Annotated in this window: 21 protein-coding genes; 12 read left to right on the top strand and 9 right to left on the bottom strand. The window is 49.2% G+C overall.

Features of this window, described 5'->3' with window-relative positions; translation table 11 throughout:
• Positions 1-161 precede the first annotated feature (161 nt).
• Positions 162-407: a hypothetical protein gene (locus tag ACI955_RS12760; protein WP_415244126.1), complete on the top strand. Its 246-nt coding sequence runs from the start codon at positions 162-164 to the stop codon at positions 405-407.
• Positions 408-649: 242 nt separating this feature from the next.
• Here ACI955_RS12760 and ACI955_RS12755 read toward each other — a convergent pair whose 3' ends face one another.
• Positions 650-1,147, bottom strand: a complete 498-nt coding sequence (locus tag ACI955_RS12755; protein ID WP_415244125.1) for a TspO/MBR family protein — start codon at positions 1,145-1,147, stop codon at positions 650-652.
• A gap of 34 nt (positions 1,148-1,181) precedes the next feature.
• Positions 1,182-1,697, bottom strand: a complete 516-nt coding sequence (locus ACI955_RS12750; protein ID WP_415244124.1) for a thiol-disulfide oxidoreductase DCC family protein — start codon at positions 1,695-1,697, stop codon at positions 1,182-1,184.
• Positions 1,698-1,875: 178 nt separating this feature from the next.
• Here ACI955_RS12750 and ACI955_RS12745 point away from each other — a divergent pair, with 178 nt between their 5' ends.
• On the top strand, positions 1,876-2,211 hold the full coding sequence (locus tag ACI955_RS12745; RefSeq protein ID WP_415244123.1) for a c-type cytochrome: 336 nt from the start codon (positions 1,876-1,878) through the stop codon (positions 2,209-2,211).
• A 202-nt stretch (positions 2,212-2,413) separates the two neighbouring features.
• On the opposite strand, the gene ACI955_RS12740 is transcribed toward ACI955_RS12745, so the two are convergent.
• The 3 genes from ACI955_RS12740 to ACI955_RS12730 form a co-directional block, all read right to left on the bottom strand.
• Positions 2,414-3,148: a YdiY family protein gene (locus ACI955_RS12740; RefSeq protein ID WP_415244122.1), complete on the bottom strand. Its 735-nt coding sequence runs from the start codon at positions 3,146-3,148 to the stop codon at positions 2,414-2,416.
• Between the two features lie 90 nt (positions 3,149-3,238).
• Positions 3,239-4,063 carry a mechanosensitive ion channel domain-containing protein gene (locus ACI955_RS12735; RefSeq protein ID WP_415244121.1) on the bottom strand — a complete coding sequence of 275 codons (825 nt, stop codon included), beginning with the start codon at positions 4,061-4,063 and terminating at the stop codon, positions 3,239-3,241.
• A 176-nt stretch (positions 4,064-4,239) separates the two neighbouring features.
• Positions 4,240-5,034: a glucose 1-dehydrogenase gene (locus ACI955_RS12730; RefSeq protein ID WP_415244120.1), complete on the bottom strand. Its 795-nt coding sequence runs from the start codon at positions 5,032-5,034 to the stop codon at positions 4,240-4,242.
• A gap of 188 nt (positions 5,035-5,222) precedes the next feature.
• Here ACI955_RS12730 and ACI955_RS12725 point away from each other — a divergent pair, with 188 nt between their 5' ends.
• The 5 genes from ACI955_RS12725 (at position 5,223) to ACI955_RS12705 (ending at position 8,841) form a co-directional block, all read left to right on the top strand.
• On the top strand, positions 5,223-5,699 hold the full coding sequence (locus ACI955_RS12725) for a hypothetical protein (RefSeq protein WP_415244119.1): 477 nt from the start codon (positions 5,223-5,225) through the stop codon (positions 5,697-5,699).
• 75 nt (positions 5,700-5,774) lie between these two features.
• Positions 5,775-6,041, top strand: coding sequence for a DUF4404 family protein (locus ACI955_RS12720; protein ID WP_415244118.1), 267 nt, complete (start codon positions 5,775-5,777; stop codon positions 6,039-6,041).
• A gap of 213 nt (positions 6,042-6,254) precedes the next feature.
• Complete coding sequence (locus ACI955_RS12715; RefSeq protein ID WP_415244117.1) at positions 6,255-7,541, top strand: hypothetical protein; 1,287 nt, start codon at positions 6,255-6,257, stop codon at positions 7,539-7,541.
• Positions 7,538-8,080, top strand: coding sequence for an O-acetyl-ADP-ribose deacetylase (locus ACI955_RS12710; protein ID WP_415244116.1), 543 nt, complete (start codon positions 7,538-7,540; stop codon positions 8,078-8,080). Before ACI955_RS12715 ends, ACI955_RS12710 begins: the two co-directional genes overlap by 4 nt.
• Before the next feature lie 176 nt (positions 8,081-8,256).
• Positions 8,257-8,841, top strand: coding sequence for a DODA-type extradiol aromatic ring-opening family dioxygenase (locus tag ACI955_RS12705; protein ID WP_415244115.1), 585 nt, complete (start codon positions 8,257-8,259; stop codon positions 8,839-8,841).
• Between the two features lie 99 nt (positions 8,842-8,940).
• Here the strand turns inward: ACI955_RS12705 and ACI955_RS12700 are convergent, their stop codons facing one another.
• Positions 8,941-9,399: a TlpA family protein disulfide reductase gene (locus ACI955_RS12700; protein ID WP_415244114.1), complete on the bottom strand. Its 459-nt coding sequence runs from the start codon at positions 9,397-9,399 to the stop codon at positions 8,941-8,943.
• Between the two features lie 86 nt (positions 9,400-9,485).
• Between ACI955_RS12700 and arsC the strand changes: the two genes are divergently transcribed.
• The 4 genes from arsC to sppA all read left to right on the top strand — a co-directional run bounded on the left by arsC (position 9,486) and on the right by sppA (position 12,724).
• The gene (gene arsC / locus ACI955_RS12695) at positions 9,486-9,839 is read left to right on the top strand and encodes an arsenate reductase (glutaredoxin) (RefSeq protein WP_415244113.1); all 354 of its coding nucleotides are present in this window, start codon (positions 9,486-9,488) and stop codon (positions 9,837-9,839) included.
• 74 nt (positions 9,840-9,913) lie between these two features.
• The gene (gene wrbA / locus ACI955_RS12690; RefSeq protein ID WP_415244112.1) at positions 9,914-10,507 is read left to right on the top strand and encodes an NAD(P)H:quinone oxidoreductase; all 594 of its coding nucleotides are present in this window, start codon (positions 9,914-9,916) and stop codon (positions 10,505-10,507) included.
• Between the two features lie 7 nt (positions 10,508-10,514).
• Positions 10,515-10,907 carry a DUF2069 domain-containing protein gene (locus ACI955_RS12685; protein WP_415244111.1) on the top strand — a complete coding sequence of 131 codons (393 nt, stop codon included), beginning with the start codon at positions 10,515-10,517 and terminating at the stop codon, positions 10,905-10,907.
• Entirely contained in the window at positions 10,904-12,724 is a 1,821-nt protein-coding gene (gene sppA / locus ACI955_RS12680; protein ID WP_415244110.1) for a signal peptide peptidase SppA, read from the top strand. The genes ACI955_RS12685 and sppA overlap by 4 nt, the downstream gene beginning before the upstream one ends.
• 195 nt (positions 12,725-12,919) lie before the next feature.
• Here the strand turns inward: sppA and glpE are convergent, their stop codons facing one another.
• Positions 12,920-13,240: a thiosulfate sulfurtransferase GlpE gene (gene glpE, locus ACI955_RS12675; RefSeq protein WP_415244109.1), complete on the bottom strand. Its 321-nt coding sequence runs from the start codon at positions 13,238-13,240 to the stop codon at positions 12,920-12,922.
• 42 nt (positions 13,241-13,282) lie between these two features.
• Between glpE and ACI955_RS12670 the strand changes: the two genes are divergently transcribed.
• Positions 13,283-13,669 carry a diacylglycerol kinase family protein gene (locus ACI955_RS12670; RefSeq protein ID WP_415244108.1) on the top strand — a complete coding sequence of 129 codons (387 nt, stop codon included), beginning with the start codon at positions 13,283-13,285 and terminating at the stop codon, positions 13,667-13,669.
• Here the strand turns inward: ACI955_RS12670 and ACI955_RS12665 are convergent.
• Positions 13,666-16,809 (bottom strand): efflux RND transporter permease subunit, encoded by a 3,144-nt coding sequence (locus ACI955_RS12665; RefSeq protein ID WP_415244107.1) that lies wholly within the window; start codon positions 16,807-16,809, stop codon positions 13,666-13,668. The two genes, ACI955_RS12670 and ACI955_RS12665, sit on opposite strands and share 4 nt — an antisense overlap.
• Positions 16,806-18,029: an efflux RND transporter periplasmic adaptor subunit gene (locus tag ACI955_RS12660; RefSeq protein ID WP_415244106.1), complete on the bottom strand. Its 1,224-nt coding sequence runs from the start codon at positions 18,027-18,029 to the stop codon at positions 16,806-16,808. The genes ACI955_RS12665 and ACI955_RS12660 overlap by 4 nt, the downstream gene beginning before the upstream one ends.
• Positions 18,030-18,147: the final 118 nt, after the last annotated feature.

Below are 18,147 nucleotides of genomic sequence, written 5' to 3'. Positions count from 1 at the left end.
ACTTAACGACATGGCATAAAAAATAGGGACCCAAGTCCATTGTTTTGAGTCTACGGTGAAGCATAAGGCTATGCCCTGCATGATAGTGCTTCTGTTCAGCTACACGGCAAGAGCCTATACTGAAAGGGTGTAACATACTTTCATTGTTACGGAGTAAAACTATGCCAATCGATAATCTAAATGCCCTGATCAGTGATTTACATGATAGTTTTGGTGATGATGAAACCAGCCCACAACAACAAGAGTTGATGCGACAGCTGCAAGCTTACGTGCACGATATTAATACCGCTGAGCCGGTTCCCCCTAGTCTTATAGAGTCTGCAGAAGTTCTGTTAGAAGAAAGTTACCCTCAAACCGCGGTGATTATCAGAGAAGTTATTAACGCCCTCGGTAGGATAGGTATTTAAAGCTCTCGCAGTGTGCGGTCTTTACTGGCTCGCACTGTGTTTCACTTGTATTAACATTATTTGAATAGATTCATAAATCTGGTTTTTCGGTGTTTTTCTAGTGCGGTAACGGCTTCGCTATACTCCAATTTTTTCAGCGGGCTTACACTAGCCTGGACGGGAATCAGCATTCGATTCAACCTAGATTAAGATTACGATATGATCCAAATGATAGCCGGAAGTTTTCTTGGATAGCGCTATCGCTACCCAAGAATCTGGGGGTTAAGTTGCCATAGGGTGTAGTTGAGTGCAGCGGCGAAGCTTACCCACAGTAAATAGGGGATAAGCAGCGCCCCGGCAAGTGGTCTGATGCGCCAGAATAAAACCAGCGTTGTCGTAATTAAAAGCCACAGTAGTAATATGTCAGCGAAGGCTAATGCGCCTAGCTTCCATGCAAAGAAAAGCCAGCTCCATAGGGCATTGAAAAAAAGCTGTATCAGAAATAGCGCCAGTGCTTGCCGATTTCTGCGGAACCCTTCGGAGCGCCATATCAGCCAGGCGGCTATGCCCATTATTGCAAAAAGCACCGTCCAAACCGGACCAAAAATTGTGGGTGGCGGCGCCCAGCTGGGTTGAATAAGTTGGCCGTAAAATGCCTTAGCCTGAATGGATGCAATGGCCCCAATAGCGGACGCGGCAAAGCTAAGCAATAGCCACACTGCGAGACCAATAAATTGTTTTTGTTTTGAAAGTGAGGGCATTCGCTTCCCAATATATTATCCATAGCCTGAAAAATTAATTTTTAAGACCTGTTTTATTGGCCGGCGGTGCCGGTAGCTCGCAGCTAGCGCAGCGTCTTTGACCGGTTAGCAAGAATGCGAGCTGGTGCCGGTAGCGCGCAAATATACGATAAGCTAATAGGGTTATCGGGCGCAGCCAGCGCCAATTTAGTGGTGCCATCCAATGTCCTTTACCTAGCGCCGCCCACACCGCATAGGTGGCATCCACTCCTCGCAAGATGACGCCATCTGATGTCATTGCCAATAAGGATCTCTGGGCGTCATCGATATCGACTTCAGAGAAGGCGATCATCTCCTCGGCAGACAATAAATTGACAAATGCGACTGCTGCTGAGGTGTTCCAGCTATTTAGCATTCGAATTTCTTTCATACATAGCGGGCACTGACCGTCATAAAAAAATGTTAATTGGGGGGCCTTAATCGCAGCTGAGGGCTCGAAATTCTGTGCTCCCTGTGGGCTATTACCAACTGGTGAATCTGCTGCAGAATGTGGAGTGGTTGACTGTTGCATACTTTAATCCTTGTGAAGCACAGGTTTTGTACGTATTTAGCTGAGGTTTAGTTCAGAAAGGCGACGTAACAGCTGGTGCATTAGAAGATCCAATAATATAATCCTACCGTAAGCAGCCCAATTATATTAAATGCCAATTACTCTAGAAAATTTAGAATAATAGAGCGGGAGTTAAGCAATGTTATTGACAGCAATATTAAAGCCCTTCGGTAAAGGCATCAGTAGCCTTAGCCTTGCAGTGGTATTATCACTTTTTTCGATACCACTTTTTGCGATTGATGCGCCGGCCAAAGAAGTTACTTGCCGCGCCTGTCATGGCGCTGGCGGTGCAGCCCCTATTATAGGTAGTTACCCAAAGCTGAACGGGCAAAACAAGGCATATTTAGTGCAGTCGCTTAATGCCTACAAGGCGGGTCAGCGGTCTGGTGGTATGGCGGCGGTAATGGTGGGTCAGGCACAAATGCTGAGCGACCAAGAAATTGACCAGCTTTCTGAGTACTACTCTGCGCAGTAGCTATACCAAAAAGCACTATTAGCAACAATGAGCGTGGCTAGAAAATGATTGCCGCTGTAAAAACGTAGGCAAGACCTAGTTAAAGCTTATTTAAGTTTTTGCGAGTAAGCGATAAGTTAGTTTTATCGCTTACTCGCCGTTTTACACTGAAAATACTGCCAATCGGTATTGGATTGATTATTGGCGCTCGGCGCCCCAGTAATCAGTAATTATAAACCAAGGTGACTGAGGTCACGCGATCTAAATGCACAGTGTCATTGGGTACAACTTCGTTGTATTCCATTGTGTAGCTGATCTTTAAACCTAAACCGCCAACAATTTTTGTCTTCAATGATGTCACCGATCTAGACACGGTGTTTTGATCGCCGCTTTCCACCGCCAGCTTTTGTTCAAAGGTCGCGGTCTCTGAAAATTCCCAAGAGAAGTCAGTCGATACGCGCAAAATCGCTTCAGTGATTTGACCATCTCCTGCATCGCTGGGATTCTCAAATTCGCTAACCCTTGCACCTGGGCCAACCTCAGCATCCCAAGTGAAGCGGTCGCTCTTTAGTAAGCGCCGACCGTAACCACCCGCAACAGTCGCTTGATAGACAAAACCACTAAAGCGGTCTTTATCTGCTGAGGCGTAGCCGAAGGTGTAGTTGAATTCGCTAAAATCGTAGGCTAGACGATTACTTAAAAAGTAGCGCTCGGCTGCACGTACGCCGCTGGCTTCACTATTCTGTCCTTCAGCGCTGATGTCGTAGGTCCATTTACCGCTGCTGCGCTTGGCATTGGTTTTGCCAATAACGCTGGATTCTTCGGTATTTCCTTCCTGCTGGTAATAGCCAAACTCTACATCACCTTTCCAGAGCTTTGTTGCTGCGTCTTGGGCGAATACGGCGTTGGCCGCCACGGTGGTAGCGAAAGCTACCAGAGTGCTATTAAGATATTTCATTGTGTTCCTTAATTTTGAAGTTAATAAAACCTTGTAATTGCTTATGTTTAGAGAGCGCTGAATGCCGCTCTCTGGTCGGGGTTAATTCCCCTAAGCTTGCTTGTGAAAATGCACATCCATTTGTGGGTAGGGTATGCCTACGCCGGCAGCGTCAAATTCAGTTTTGATGTCCTCGGTGAGTTTCCAGCGTGTTGGCCAGTAGTCGGAAGTGGCGACCCATGGGCGACACACCAAATTGACCGAGGAATCACCAAGCTCAGACACCGCAATGGTTGGTGCGGGGTCTTTAAAAATACGGTCGTCAGCCTCAACCAGCTTTAGTAAAATTTGTTTGGCGACGCGCATGTCTGCGTCGTAGGAAATACCGACTATTAAATCAATACGACGGCGCGGCATTACGCTGTAGTTAGTAATCGCGTCGCTCATTACTTTGGCATTGGGTATAACGATGCGCTTGTAATCACCGGTCAGTAATATGGTAGAAAACAAGCTAATACTCTCTACCGAACCTGAGCAGCCACCTGCGTCAATCCAGTCGCCAACGCGGCAGGGCCGGAACGCAATCAGCAAAACGCCGGCGGCAAAATTCGCCAGTGAACCTTGTAATGCCAAACCAACTGCTAAGCCTGCTGCACCCAAGGCGGCAATAACCGAGGCGGTCTGGATTCCCGCGTGGGCTAGAGAGGGTATCGCTGCCAGCGCAAATATAATGCAGAACACCAGCTTGGCTAGAAAGTTCGTTAACGTGGCATCAATGTCGCGTTTCACCATCCCTTTACGGGTGAGGCCCGAGATGAACTTAGCGGCCCAGTAGCCGAGTAATATCATTGCTAAGGCGCTCGCCGCGCGAATCCCGATGGCGGAGGCTTCTGGGGCGTATTGTGCGATTAATTCTTGTAGGGTACTTGCGTCCATATATTTGGTTACCTTGCTGGCGAGTGTTGGGGCTGACTGAGAGCTAATAATTATCGCTTCAATTTAGGAACTCAGCCGTAATTATACACATGGACAAGATGTTAACCACAGTGACCGCGCGCCTGAATAGCGCGCCCTGCGGGTAGGTGGGAAGATAATTTTGCTATTTTAGAGGATTAAAACGGCCAGGTAGTCGATTCGGCGCCGCCGTCTACCTCAATGATTTTACCGGTAACCCAGCGCGATGCGGTGGAGGCAAGATACAGTGCCGCAGCGGCAATATCCTGGGGCTCACCGAGTGCTTTCATAGGCGTTAAAGCGGTCATTTTCTCTTGAATCTCCTCGTTGAGATACTGACCTAAAGCCTCGGTTAAGATCGTGCCGGGCGAGATGCCATTGACGCGAATTGTGGGGGCAAAGTCTGCCGCCAGCAATTTTGTGAGATGTTCAAGTGCGGCTTTGGCCGTGCCATAGCTACTAAATCCAGCCTGAGAATAGCGCGATGACGCCGAAATAATATTGATCACTCGGCCCCTGTACTCTTCAAGGAAGGGGTGGCAAAGGCGGGTGAGATTAAAGGCACTGGTGACATTGAAGTTAAAATCACGATTAAAGGTTTTGCCTGTTGTTTTAAGCGGGTCATTGGGATAAGCGCCGCCGGCATTGTTCACCAGAATGCTTATTTTCCCAAAGGCCTCGGCGCTTTTCTTGACTAGCTCTTCTAAGGCGCTTTCGTCACTAACGTCGCAGCTCAAGGCGATGGCTTTGGCGCCACTATTGGGGTGGTGCTCATCTAAGGCGGCGTTACAAAGGGCTGCGCATTCATCAATGTCGGTCTGGGTTCTGGCGGCACATATTACTGAGGCGCCAGCCTCAGCAAAGGCGATAGCGATACCGCGACCAATGCCGCGGCCGGCGCCAGTGACCAAGGCTACGTCTCCGGAGAGTGAGAATAATTGCTGAATACTCATGGGTTTATCCTAGTTATTAGTTTTTTTAGTCTCGCTAAGCACTGGTACTTGGGTCAATAGCTAAATAGGTCTTTGACGTGTTCTTTTTGGAGATGCAGCGAAAGGAATAAATTATTGAACCCGAATACTTTAATTGATAATCATTATCATTTAGTATCGTCTGTAGTGACACCACACAGGAGATCGATATGGCGATGCAATTTTTATGTTCCACTCACCGGCAGCAGCTTCAGGGCTGCACCATGGTGGCAGAGAACCGCTGGCATGAATGGATGGAGGCCGGTCGTCAGGCCTTTGCCCAGGAGGACTGGCAGGCGGCACTTAAATACTTGGGCTGCAGCTTTGAATTAAGTGAAATATTATTAGAGAGCGATGATTTACCGGCTTTGAGCAATATTGACCGGTACATGGTGTCGGGGCATTTTTTGGCGGAATGCTTTGGCCGTTGCCACGATCGCTGCTTACAGCGCCATTGCCTGCTGGCAGTGCATCATCACTTGTTGTCGATGTTGCGAAACCCGCAGGGGCGGGGTTTATCCTTAAAACGCAATGTTGAGATTTCGCTACAGATGCTGACTCGCCACTACCGGTCAGCGGGTGAAGAGGTGATGTTGCAGGACTGTTATGAAGAAAGTATGCGGCTGTTGAAACATCGCTGCCATTAACAATGTTAGGCCGCTGTTGCTGTGCGTATTTGGTGAGACTTGCTATGCTCATAGCTAACGTAGTGGAGAGCAGAAATGGATCCAAAACAGTTGCACGAGCAGTTAAGCCAGTTTCAGAAAGAAATCGATGCTTTATCGGTGGACGATGGAAGCCGAGCCAAATTGCATGCTTTGGTCGATGATATCGATCGCGAATTGGGCTGCGGGCCGCAGTTTGTTCTAGAAGATTCTAGTTTGCAGGATCGACTTGAAGAATTGGTGGCAGGTTTTGAGGTGGAGCACCCTACCGTGGCCGGTATTTTAAAAGATATCATGGTGAAGCTTGCCAGTATCGGCGTTTAAATCAGCTGTGCTGTGCGTGTTTAATAAACCCTGACTTGAGTTCGACATTGGCTAGTGTATTTGCGGCCAAAGATTTAGATTTTTAGGTGCTTAAGTCTTATGTATCTTGTTGTGGGTTTTGTGTTTGTCGTCGCCGCACTAAATGTGCACAAGCGACAGCTGCTTAGCCGCAGGGCAAGCAAATAATAGCAGCAAGGGTTTGAGTAATCTGCGATGAAAGATAATTCTGATCCGTTAAACTCCGATAAAAAGGCGATGCCAGAAGGTATCATAAAACACTCCGGGGATATTCTTGGGGCGGGACGGCTTACTATCGATGCCATAGTCGGTATCACGGATATTGCCGAAGGTTTACATCACGCGATTATTAATTTTGGCGGCGAGATAGAGACCTCGGTAGATGCACCGGCCCCGGGTGACTCAAATTTAATACCGCGCACCCGCGGTATTACGGGGCTGTTATATCGCGGTATCCGGTCGATAAATGGCTGGGTCGGTTCGGGCTTAGACGTGCTTATCAGCCGTTTAACCGCGTCTATTGATAAGCCGCAAACCTCTGCCGGTAGGGATGCCATGGTTTCGGTGTTGAATGGGGTCTTAGGTGACCACTTAAAACAGAGTCACAATCCGCTCGCGATTACGATGAGTCTGCACAGTGACGATAAAGTCTTGGCGCCGGAAGATGTTAGCGAATTTTTGCGTCAGGCCAATGGGCGCGTTGCGATTTTTATTCACGGTTTGTGCATGAACGATAGGCAGTGGCAGCGTCGGGGCCACAATCATGGCGAGGCCCTATTGAGAGATCTTGGTATTAGCCCTATTTATGTCCGTTATAATACCGGCCTGCATATATCAGAAAATGGACGGCAATTAGCCGATATATTGCACACCGTGGCGTCGCAATCGGCTGATGATACTGAACTCTATATTATTGCTCACAGCATGGGGGGCCTAATAGCGCGCAGTGCCTGTTATTACGCAGAGCTTGGGGGGCAACGCTGGCCTAGTCAGCTAGGTAAGTTTATTTTTTTGGGTACCCCGCATCACGGTGCCATGCTAGAGCGCGGTGGCAACTGGATAGATGTTGTTTTAGATAGCAACCCCTTTACCTCTCCTTTTGCGCGCTTGGCAAAAATTCGCAGTAGCGGCATCACCGATTTACGTTACGGCAATATCATCGATGAAGATTGGAATAGCCGCGACCGCTTTGCCATGACGGGTGATCAGCGCGCCTTGCAAGCCCTGCCAGAAAACGTGCCATGCTATGCCATTGCCGCTAGCACGATTGGCGACAGCGAAAGTTTTGGCGACGGTCTGCTGGGCGACGGTTTAGTGACGGTTGCGAGCGCGTTAGGACAACATCAAAACTCAACGTTTGACCTCGGTTTTGCGCCAGAAAATTGCTGGATAGCACGCGGAATAAATCATATGGGTTTATTGAGTGATGCCAATGTCTATCAAGCCTTATTAGAATTTATGTCTCGCAAAGAGAGCGAGTGAGCGGCAATGCGGTGACGATATTTAAACTCTTTAAAGGCGATATTTGCAGCTTGGCCGTAGACGCCATTGTGAATGCGGCAAACAATAGCCTGCTCGGTGGTGGTGGCGTAGACGGCGCTATTCACCGGGCAGCTGGGCCGAACTTACTAGAATATTGTCGCAGCTTAAAAGGCTGCGATACCGGTGATGCAGAGCTTAGCCCCGGCTTTTTATTGCCGGCAAAGTATGTGATTCACACCGTGGGTCCCATTTGGCACGGTGGTATGCAAAACGAGTCGGTTTTATTGGCCGCTTGCTATCAACGCAGTCTAGAAATCGCCGCTCAACAGGGTCTTGAAAGCGTGGCCTTTCCCGCCATTAGTTGCGGGTCTTATGGCTATCCCCATGAGGCGGCGACGCGAATAGCCCTTGAGGCCTTAATAATCAGTATGGCTGACGAGCAATGCCGGAACGCTATTAAGGAAATTATACTGGTGGCCTACAGCGATGAAATGATGTGCCATTGGCAGACCGCATTAAGGTGCTCTGGACTGAGTTGAATTCAGTATTAAGGGTATATACGACGTGGTGGAAAAAGTAATATCAAAACACGTAGTTCAGTCTCCGGACTTAGCCCCGGTGTTATTTATTCCCTACGGGGGCGGTCCCTTGCCCTTATTAGGCTAACCCGGACATCGCCAGCTCTCCGCTTTTTTTGCGGAGTATCGCGTCTCAATTGGGTAGGCCGGCTGCCATCGTTTTAGTGGGTGCTCATTGGGAGGCACCTCAGACGGCGGTGACGGGCGCATCTCATCCCGAGCTGATCTATGATTACAATGGCTTTCCCGCCGAGGGCTATTCCCTGAGATATCCTGCCAAAGGCAGCCCAGCATTGGCGCATGATGTTCGCCAATTATTAAATGATGCCGGTATTTCTGCCTTGACTGATCCCGCACGCGGCTATGACCATGGCATGTTCGTGCCGCTCACCTTGATGTATCCCGCCGCGGATATCCCATGTATTCAGCTTTCCCTGCTAGATTCTCTCGATCCAGCCGCGCGCATTGTGCTGGGGCGAGCGCTGGCGGTCCTCCGCGAGAAAAATGTGGTGGTGATTGGCTCGGGTTCGTCGTTTCACAACCTTCAGGCATTTTCATATGCTGATGCCAGCGCACGTGCGGTGGCGTTTGATGACTGGCTTGTGGCAACGTGTACCGACAAAGCATTGAGCTCGGGTGAGCGTGAAACGCGCTTGCTTAACTGGAGCTTGGCGTCGCAGGGGCGATTCAGTCATCCTCGTGAAGAGCACTTATCGGTATAACTGCCTTTACACGTCGGTTATGGCGTGGCTGCCGAACACAGCTCCGCAGCGGAGCTGGTGTTTAATGATGACATGATGGGTATACGTGTTAGCGGTTTGCTATGGCGCTGATGCGCCTGCTTTGGTAATTGCCACGCTCAAGGTGCTGGCAGTTTGCGGGCCCACTAGGGTCGCTTTTAGATTACCTTCAGGATCAATTAATAAGGTCGTTGGCAGCACGCGGGGACGGGGAATATTTAGCTGCGGCGCTGGGTCGGCCAGCATGGAATCAAATTCAATACCCATCTCGGCAATGGCTGCATTTAAAGCCTCACCACTTAAATTGTCATAATTCACGCCGTAAATTTTAAGGTCGGCGCGCTTCAGCATAAATTCATTAAGGTCTGGAATTTCATCTCGGCAGGGGCCGCACCATGTAGCCCAGTAATTGATTATCAACCATTTGCCTTGCGCGAAATTACCGCCACTGCCGGATACTGTGTTGAAATCAGGTTTACTACAGGCTGCCAAACTCATAAATAGCAGGCAAATTACAAAACGGCTAACTGAAGTGTTCATTCAAATGCTCAATGCGGGTCAGACTCGGTGAGGGGCGTGTATAATACGCGAAACCAATTTGGTTACCGTGTCAGACAGAGAGTGATATGCCCGAGTATACCATTTACCACAACCCGCGCTGTTCCAAATCCAGACAAACGCTGCAACTGCTAGTCGATAATGGCGTAGAGCCGGAGATCGTTTTGTATCTTGAAACGCCGCTCAACGCAACTCAGCTAAGCAAATTACTAAGCAAGCTTGGCATGGCGCCCCGCGATCTGCTGCGCAAGGGCGAAACCGCTTATAAAGAAGGTGGTCTGGCTGATACCTCTTGGTCTGATTCGCAGTTGATTAGCGCAATGGTGGCAGAGCCCAAACTTATTGAGCGGCCGGTCGTAGTAAGAGGTGAGCGCGCTATATTAGGTCGTCCACCGGAGAATGTACTTTCCTTGTTGGCCTAGTCACCGCTGTCTTGGTCGCGGAATCTGTTCGCTATGGCCCTGCCATTTAATTCACCATTTAAAGGAAGATCACTGTGAGCGAAGCTTACGTACTGGTGTTGTATTATAGCCGTCACGGCGCTACCGAAAAATTGGCGCAACATATTGCCCGTGGTGTTGAGCAGCTCGGCGTTGAGGCGCGGGTGCGCACAGTACCTGCGATATCTGCAGTTTGCGAGGCAAGCCAAGAAGATATTCCGGAAACCGGTCCTTTGTATGCGAGTGAAGATGATTTACGTCACTGCGCCGGCTTAGTGATGGGGAGCCCTACCCGTTTCGGCAATATGGCGGCACCGCTAAAATATTTCCTAGATGGTACTTCTGGGCTGTGGATGAGTGGCGCCCTAATCGGCAAGCCGGCGGCGGTATTTACCTCTAGTGCAAGCTTGCATGGTGGCCAAGAGAGCACCTTGTTGACCATGATGATGCCCTTGCTGCACCACGGTATGTTAATTACCGGCATTCCTTACAGCGAGGCGGCATTAACCACCACGCAAACCGGTGGCACTCCGTATGGTGCCTCCCACGTTGCTGGGCAAAATGGTCGGGCGGTTGACGACACAGAACTTGAATTGGCGGCGGCGCTGGGTAAGCGCGTCGCAACGTTAAGTAAACAATTGCAACACTGAGGTGGTCATGACCGCATTAGAAAAACGCACTGCTTTTGCAGGCATGTTGATGAAGCTGAGTTATGTCGGCTTTTTAATTACCTTAACATTGGGAACGTGGGTGTGGGTTCAAGAGGGACGTCAGCCCAGTATCACTATTTGGGTGATCCGTCTTGCGCCGATGCTGATGTTTGCGCCGGGTATTTTTAAAGGCCAATTGCGTCCGATTGCGTGGATGTGTTTTGCCAGCTTGCTGTATTTTGTGATGGCGGTGACTGAGGCTTTATCTTCCATGGCTATTTGGTTTAACTATATTGAACTAGCTATGGTGGTTGTGCTGTTTTGCAGTGCGACAATATTTATTCGGTGGCAGGCACAAGTCTGGCGCGAGAGAACAGCACTGAGGGATGATGCAGTATGAGCCAGAATAAAAAGCGTGGTTTCTTCTCTGCGCTCGGCAGCTTTATTGACGGCGCAAGACGCTGGACCCTAAATATCATTTTTCTGGTGATTATTGGCAGTATTGGGATGGCGATTTTTACCTCGGTAAGTCACGTCTCAGTGCCAAATGGTGCAGTATTAGTGTTAGCACCCGGTGGGGTAGTGGTCGATCAATTGTCTGCAGTAGATGCGTTTTCGCAGCTCAGTACCCAGGGCTTGCCCAGAGAAACACTGCTTGCAGATTTGATTGAAGCCGTTCAGCTGGCGACAGACGACCCGCGTATCGAGGTGCTGCTTTTGCATCTTGATGAGCTTGACCATATTGGCATGAGCAAGACCTTGGAGTTGTCTGAGTCAATTAAGGTATTTCGCGAAAGCGGTAAGACCGTGGTTGCCAGCGCGAATCATTACAATCAAGACCAGTATCTATTAGCGAGTTTTGCCGACCAGATTTTTGTTCATAATATGGGCGGGGTCGGGATTGAAGGTTTCGCTGTTATTCGCAACTACTTTCGCGACGCTATAGATAAATTAAAAATACGCTTTCATGTATTTAAGGTTGGCAATTTTAAATCTGCAGTCGAGCCGCTGCTGCGCAATGATATGTCAGAGGCCGCTAAAGAGGCGAACCGGGCGTGGTTGGATGAGCTCTGGACCTTATACCGCGATACCGTGGTTGAGCGGCGCGGAATAAGTGTGAGCAAGTTTAATAATTACGTGAATCAGATCGATCGCGTGATGGCCGATGTAGGTGGAGATGCGGCACAGGCAGCCTTAGATTATGGTCTAGTCGACGGGATTATTAGTCGACCCATGTTAAGAGAGATGCTAATTGAGCGGGTTGGCAAAAATAAAGATGGCAGCTTCAAGCAAAGTTACTTTCGAGATTACTTATCTTTAAATCGCAGCTTATTAGCTGAAGTTAAAGAGTCGGTTGGGATTATTGTTGCCAGCGGTAATATTGTGGACGGTGTTCAGCCTGCCGGCATAATCGGCGGCGACAGCTTGGCCTCGTTGATTCGACAAGCGCGTCTTGATGAGAATGTTAAGGCCTTGGTCTTGCGTATAGACAGCGGTGGCGGCTCTGCCTTCGCTTCTGAAGTGATTCGCGCCGAATTACAGCAGCTCCAAGAAGCCGGTAAGCCATTGGTAGTATCGATGGGCAGTATGGCGGCATCAGGTGGCTATTGGATTGCTGCGGGAGCCGATGAAATATGGGCTACGCCAGCAACACTAACGGGGTCTATTGGTATTTTCGGCGCGTTTCCGACTGTAGATAATTTATTACAGGACTTGGGTATCAGCACTGACGGGGTTGGCACTACCGCCGTTGCCGGCAAGTTGCGCCCTGATCTGCCATTAGATCCTATCTTGGCCAGTGCAATACAATCGGGCGTTGAATATGGATACCGACGGTTTATAAAAATTGTCGCCGATGGCCGAAACAAATTAGTGGCGCAGGTTGAACCCATTGCTGAAGGGCGAGTGTGGAGCGGGGTGGATGCGCAAGAGCTAGGCTTGGTAGATAAACTCGGTGGCTTACAGCAGGCTGTTAATTCTGCTGCAAGCTTGGTGGGTATCAACCCGGCTAATACTCGCGTGCTGTCATTGCCACTAAGTCCCGAAGAAGAGCTGATGCGGATGATCCTTGGTTCTGGCATGGTGAAAGCCGCACTGAGCACATCATCGCCGCTGCTATCTGTATTAAATAGCGTATTGCCGGCCTGGAGTGATGTTTTAAAGCTTAAAGATAGCAGGGGCGTCTATGCCTACTGTCTGATGTGTGTGGCGCCCTGATGGCGCCACTCGCTGGCTTTTGAATAAAGTTCTCATCTAGCGCCATGGTTAGACTGTAAGCTCATTCCAGAGCATGCAGTCTTACCTAGCGCCTATTGCGTTCTCGGCGTCCTGCCGTCGCAAAGTATCTTTTAAGTATTCCTGTAATATGGCGTAACAGTTGCCAACCACTCCGCGTGTTCACCATCCGCCCTATTAGGTGTTGGCGGTATTTTGCGGAAATAATTGTCGCCACATTTCAAAGCCACCATCCATGCTATAGACCTCGGTGAAATCCTTCTCGACAAAATACTGGGCGGCACTTTGGCTGCTGTTACCGTGATAGCAATAAATAATGAGAGCTTTATCAGGGTCGGCTTGTTCAATAAATTGCTGCAAACTCTGGTTGTCTAAATGATTGGCGCTTGGAATATGGCTCATTGCGTAGGACTGTTCATCTCGAATGTCGGCGAGCTGGCAACCCGCTTCTATCATTGATTGGGCGTCCTGGGGTGAGATGTGTTTGAATTCAGGCATGATATACCTATCAGTTTAAATTAAAGGGCTTATGGTACCGCGATGAAGCAAAAAACAGAACGCCGTCAACGCCAACAACGCTTTTCCTTGCGGGCGCGACTAGCTAGTTTTTCTTATGCATTTAATGGCTTACTTACAATGGTGGCTGAACAGCAAAATGCGCGACTGCATTTAGTGGCTGCAATGTCCGTGGTAAGCTTGGGTGCGTTGACGGGCCTAACATCGCTGGAGTGGATGTTGGTGCTGCTGGCGATTACGCTGGTATGGATGGCTGAGGCGTTAAATACGGCCTTGGAATATTTGGCGGATGCCGCTGTGCCGGAAACCCACGAGCTGGTTGGCAAGGCAAAAGATGTTGCCGCAGCGGGGGTGTTAATTGCGGCGGCGTTTGCACTTACTGTTGCCTTGTGGGCATTTTGGCCCTTTTAAGTAGTAGTGCTGGCGACTTCCTTTGAGGTCGCACCGACTAGGCGCTTAAAGTCATCTAACACAATATATAAGCACGGAATTAAGATCAGGGTAATCACCGTGGCAAAGATAATTCCAAAGCCCAAAGATACCGCCATGGGAATCACGAATTGTGCCTGTACGCTGCTTTCTAGAAGCATGGGCAGCAGCCCAAAGAAGGTGGTTAATGATGTTAGTAGTATCGCTCTAAAACGCAGGCAGCCCGAGTCGATCACAGCGTCTAGCAGGCGTTCACCGCGTGCAATGGCTGAGTTAATAAAATCGACCATAATGAGACTGTCATTAACAACCACGCCGGACAGTGCGATTACCCCAAAGAAGGACATCATGCTGAATGACATATTTAGCACGATATGTCCGAACACGGCGCCAATAATACCAAATGGGATTACTCCCATTATGATCAGTGGCTGTAGGTAAGACCGCAGCGGTATAGCCAGCAGCGCGTATATGCCGAATAAGGCGAGTACAAAGCCGATAGCAAGGCTTTTCATTAGTACACCGCTCTCTTCACTTTCACCGCTTAACTTCACAATGACCGATGGATATTTGTCGGGGAAGGTTTCGTTTACCAGCGTTTTCATTACATTGGCAGTGACTTTGTCTGGTGACGTAAAGTCCTTGTCAACTTGCGCTGTTACAGTAATTGAGCGTTCACCATCAATACGTTTGCGCTGGCTGAAGCCAGGTTCAAAATTCATATCAGCGACGCTGCTTAAGGGGACATAGGCATTGTCGGCAGAACGGATATACATGTTTTGTAAATCTGATATCGCTTGTCGCTCTTCCCGCGGGTAGCGAACCATGACTTTTACTTCGTCGTTGCCGCGCTGCAAGCGTTGCGCTTCTGCACCGTAGAAAGCATCGCGTAGCTGGCGTCCAAGCGATGCCGATGAAATACCCAACACCTCGGCGCTAGGTTTTATATCCAGCACAATTTCGTCTTGGATGGCACTGGCGCCGTTGCGGATGTCGAATACGCCCTTGTAACGACTTAAGGCTTCTTCAACCTGCTTGGCTGCAGCTTCTAATTCTGTGTTTGAATTGCTGCTGAGCTTGAGCGAAATTGATGGCCCTGATGTTTGATCGGCGCTGCTGACAGACAAGATTTTTGCCCCAGGAATGTCACCAATCTCTTTGCGCCAGCGTCGTGCAATTTCACCGCCATCAATATCGCGCTGCTCATTTTTAGTGAGCTCTACCATAAAAGTGAGGGTTCTACCCGATGTGCCGAATGCTTCTACGTGATTGATCAAGCGCTTGTTCGATGAGTTTTCATGGGCGCTTTGGTAATCAGCGTCTACTTTGCGGAGAGCGCTGTCGATATAGTCAAAAGCTTGCCGAGTTTGCGCTTCGGGTGTGCCTTCCACCATTTCCAAGTTTGCTTTAATGAAATCCGATGGGACGTCAGGAATCATCACAAAACGAACAATACCGCCAGCAATTATGCCAAACGTAATGATTAACATAGCGCTAAAAATTGAGCCGGTGAGGTAGCGGTTGGCAATGGCTTTGCGAATAAAAGGCCGGTAGAGATGGTCAACAAAATAGTTGAGCTTGCCATTAAAATAGCGTGGAATTTTATCTATCTTGAGCCAGATGCCGGTCGTGCCGGGCCGGCTATGCGCCAGATGAGCGGGTAAAATTAACTTGGATTCCACCAGTGAAAAGGTTAGGCAGAGAAGCACTACCCAGCCCACGGCTTCAGGAAACGGCGAAAAAGCGCCCTCGGTAAATAGCGTCGGCGAAAATGCCATGATGGTGGTCAGCACACCAAAGGTCGCGGGTGTGGCTACTCGCAGCGCGCCGGTGATCACGCTGTCGATGGAGTGGCCTTTATTTTCGGTCTCGGCGTAGGCGCTTTCGCCAATAATAATGGCATCATCAACCACAATACCAAGCACTAAAATAAAACCGAATAGGCTCAGCATATTCAAGCTGACCCCCACAATAGGCATCATCGCAAGTGTGCCTAAAAAGCACATTGGCAGGCCAACCATCACCCAAAACGCGAGTTTAATATTCAGGAACATGCCCAATACAATGAAAACCAGCAGCGCACCCATGCCGAGGTTCTTCATCATCATGGTCATCCGACCTTCAAGATAAAATGTGATGTCGGCCCAGGTGGTAATACTCACCCCTTGGGGAAGTTTATTGCGTTTTTCAGCGACGTAGCGTTTGGCGGCATCAGACACTTTGATTAAATCTTGATTGCCGACGGCGAATACCTGCAGACCGATACTGTTTTGACCATCAAAAAATGAGAAGCCGTCTTTTTCGACAAAGCCGTCGTTGATAGTGGCGATATCGCCGATGGTTACGCGAGTGCCGTCGGGATTGGAGATTAGTACCACGCGCTCGAATTCGTACTGGCTGCGAGCTTGACCGCGGGTGCGCAGAAGAATGTCGCCATTGACGGTTTTTATTGAGCCGCCGGGCAAATCTAAGGAAGAGCGACGAACAGCCTCGGCGACCTCATTGAGCGTTAAGCCGTACTGGAGCAATGTGTGTTCAGAAACCTCGATACTAATTTCAAAATCTCTAGCGCCGTTAATTTGTACAAATGCGATGTCTTCATCGAGGGTGAGTTCTTGTTTGACTTGCTCCGCCAGCTCCTTCAAACCGCGTTCATCGAGGTCGCCATAAAGTTGCACATTGAGTGCGTGGTTATTGAATTCAACCCGATTGACGGTGGGGCGCTCTGCTTGCTCTGGAAAACTCACGATGCCGTCAATAGCGCTTTTGATCTCGTCCATGACCGCGTTGGTATCGTAATCCTCGTAAATTCCGGCGGTTATGGTGGCGAAGGATTCGTCGGCGGTTGATTGGACACTTTCGATGGACTCGATATCTTTGAGTGCTTCTTCAATCTTTAATACCACGCCGTTTTCGACTTCGTCTGGCGTCGCGCCGGGGTAAGCAACGGTAATCCGTATTACGTTTATTTCAAAGTCAGGCTGGATTGTGCGTTGAATATTAAACGCAGTACCCAAGCCGATGGCAATAATGACAAACATGAGGAGGTTAGAGGCTACCGAATTACGGGCAAACCAAGGGATTATTCCCTTGTTGGTATCAAACTCCGGTAAGGGGTTCATAGCTGGCTCGCCGTTGTGTCTAGGGCGGCAACCGGGTTTGAAGTAGAGGTGACGAGGGAGCTAGTTTTTATCGTGCTATTTACTTTCACCTTGGTGCCAGCGATGACATTGGGTATTGTCGACAAGCAAATAGCGTCGCCGGCATTTAGACCTTCGTAAACATAGACCAGCTTACCCTCGGTATGAAGAATTTTGAGGTCGCGATTGCGAATGCGCTGCTCCTCATCGAGCACCCAGACTTTATTGCCAGTGCGCAAAATATAGCGCGGGATGGCAATCAAGCCATCGATTTTTTTACCGCTGATGTCAGCTTTTACGAAGCTGCCCATTAGCAAGGTGTCACCACCGCCGTCTAATCCATAGGGGTCGTCTATTTTAGCGATGGCAAATAACACTCGACTGCGTTCATCTAAAACCGCTTCGGTACGAACAATATTGCCCTGCCACTCGAGGCCTAATTCATTTTTTAAGACTACTGCCGGCGAGCTTTGGTTGCCGTTGCTATTTGGAAGCGCTAGATATGCCAGACGGTCAGTAGGAATAGGAAGTCGAACTTCAGCAAAATCTACCGCGAAGATATGTCCTAGTTGCGTTCCTGGACTAACAAATTGACCCAGACCAACACTTCGCGCCTTGATAATGCCGCGGTAAGGAGCGCGAATTTCGGTGCGATCTAAATTATTTTTGGCTTGAGCAATGTCGGCTTTGGCCGAGTCTAAGCGCGCCCGCGCCTCTTTCAATTGTGGCAGTCGCATGGCGAGGTAGCGGGCTTCTTTGCTGGCGAATTTGCGGGGATATTTTTTTATATCTTGCTTGGCAACTGAAACCCGGCCTTTCTCCTGAATTAAGTTGCTAAAGGCGGCGGCTGCATTGGCCTCGGCGCGTTTGACTTCGACGTCGTAGTTACGCGGATCAACACGCAATAATAACTCGTCTTTCTCTACTAAGCCGCCATTTTGAAATTGCGCTGCAACCTCGATAATTTTGCCTGACACTTCGGTAATTAGGGTAGTTTCGGTTCTTGGTTCAACCGTGCCCTGGGAGTTAACGGCAATAGATAATGTTTGTTTCTCAGCAATGGCGACGTTGATATATGGAGCCGATGGCGTGATCGTGACGGTTTCTGGTGGCGGTTTCAGAGCAAAGATGATGATTGCGATGATAAAGGCCGCGGCAATAACCGCTGCGGAAAGCAAAGTTTGTTTCGAAGTTTTTAACACACTGACGTTCTCTATTGCGTGATTACACCCGAGTATTGTCTAAGTCGAGGTTTAAAACGACATAGGCACGCTAAGCCCGCGTGCTCTGGGTGTCAAAGTATGGCCATTGTAGCGTTAT

Origin of the sequence: Zhongshania sp., assembly GCF_047636175.1 — a bacterium.
Classification (GTDB): Bacteria; Pseudomonadota; Gammaproteobacteria; order Pseudomonadales; family Spongiibacteraceae; genus Spongiibacter.
Note: the sequence above shows the minus strand (reverse complement) of the source record. Positions and strands in the feature narration are given on the sequence as shown.

Coding starts and splice junctions, on each gene's coding strand:
- ACI955_RS12735 (WP_415244121.1), bottom strand. CDS start 4,063: ATGGACGCAAGTACCCTACAAGAATTAATCGCACAATACGCCCCAGAA.
- glpE (WP_415244109.1), bottom strand. CDS start 13,240: ATGCCTGAATTCAAACACATCTCACCCCAGGACGCCCAATCAATGATA.
- ACI955_RS12745 (WP_415244123.1), top strand. CDS start 1,876: ATGTTATTGACAGCAATATTAAAGCCCTTCGGTAAAGGCATCAGTAGC.
- ACI955_RS12740 (WP_415244122.1), bottom strand. CDS start 3,148: ATGAAATATCTTAATAGCACTCTGGTAGCTTTCGCTACCACCGTGGCG.
- ACI955_RS12715 (WP_415244117.1), top strand. CDS start 6,255: ATGAAAGATAATTCTGATCCGTTAAACTCCGATAAAAAGGCGATGCCA.
- ACI955_RS12755 (WP_415244125.1), bottom strand. CDS start 1,147: ATGCCCTCACTTTCAAAACAAAAACAATTTATTGGTCTCGCAGTGTGG.
- ACI955_RS12760 (WP_415244126.1), top strand. CDS start 162: ATGCCAATCGATAATCTAAATGCCCTGATCAGTGATTTACATGATAGT.
- ACI955_RS12670 (WP_415244108.1), top strand. CDS start 13,283: ATGAAGCAAAAAACAGAACGCCGTCAACGCCAACAACGCTTTTCCTTG.
- ACI955_RS12665 (WP_415244107.1), bottom strand. CDS start 16,809: ATGAACCCCTTACCGGAGTTTGATACCAACAAGGGAATAATCCCTTGG.
- ACI955_RS12720 (WP_415244118.1), top strand. CDS start 5,775: ATGGATCCAAAACAGTTGCACGAGCAGTTAAGCCAGTTTCAGAAAGAA.
- ACI955_RS12730 (WP_415244120.1), bottom strand. CDS start 5,034: ATGAGTATTCAGCAATTATTCTCACTCTCCGGAGACGTAGCCTTGGTC.
- ACI955_RS12700 (WP_415244114.1), bottom strand. CDS start 9,399: ATGAACACTTCAGTTAGCCGTTTTGTAATTTGCCTGCTATTTATGAGT.
- sppA (WP_415244110.1), top strand. CDS start 10,904: ATGAGCCAGAATAAAAAGCGTGGTTTCTTCTCTGCGCTCGGCAGCTTT.
- ACI955_RS12725 (WP_415244119.1), top strand. CDS start 5,223: ATGGCGATGCAATTTTTATGTTCCACTCACCGGCAGCAGCTTCAGGGC.
- ACI955_RS12685 (WP_415244111.1), top strand. CDS start 10,515: ATGACCGCATTAGAAAAACGCACTGCTTTTGCAGGCATGTTGATGAAG.
- arsC (WP_415244113.1), top strand. CDS start 9,486: ATGCCCGAGTATACCATTTACCACAACCCGCGCTGTTCCAAATCCAGA.
- ACI955_RS12750 (WP_415244124.1), bottom strand. CDS start 1,697: ATGCAACAGTCAACCACTCCACATTCTGCAGCAGATTCACCAGTTGGT.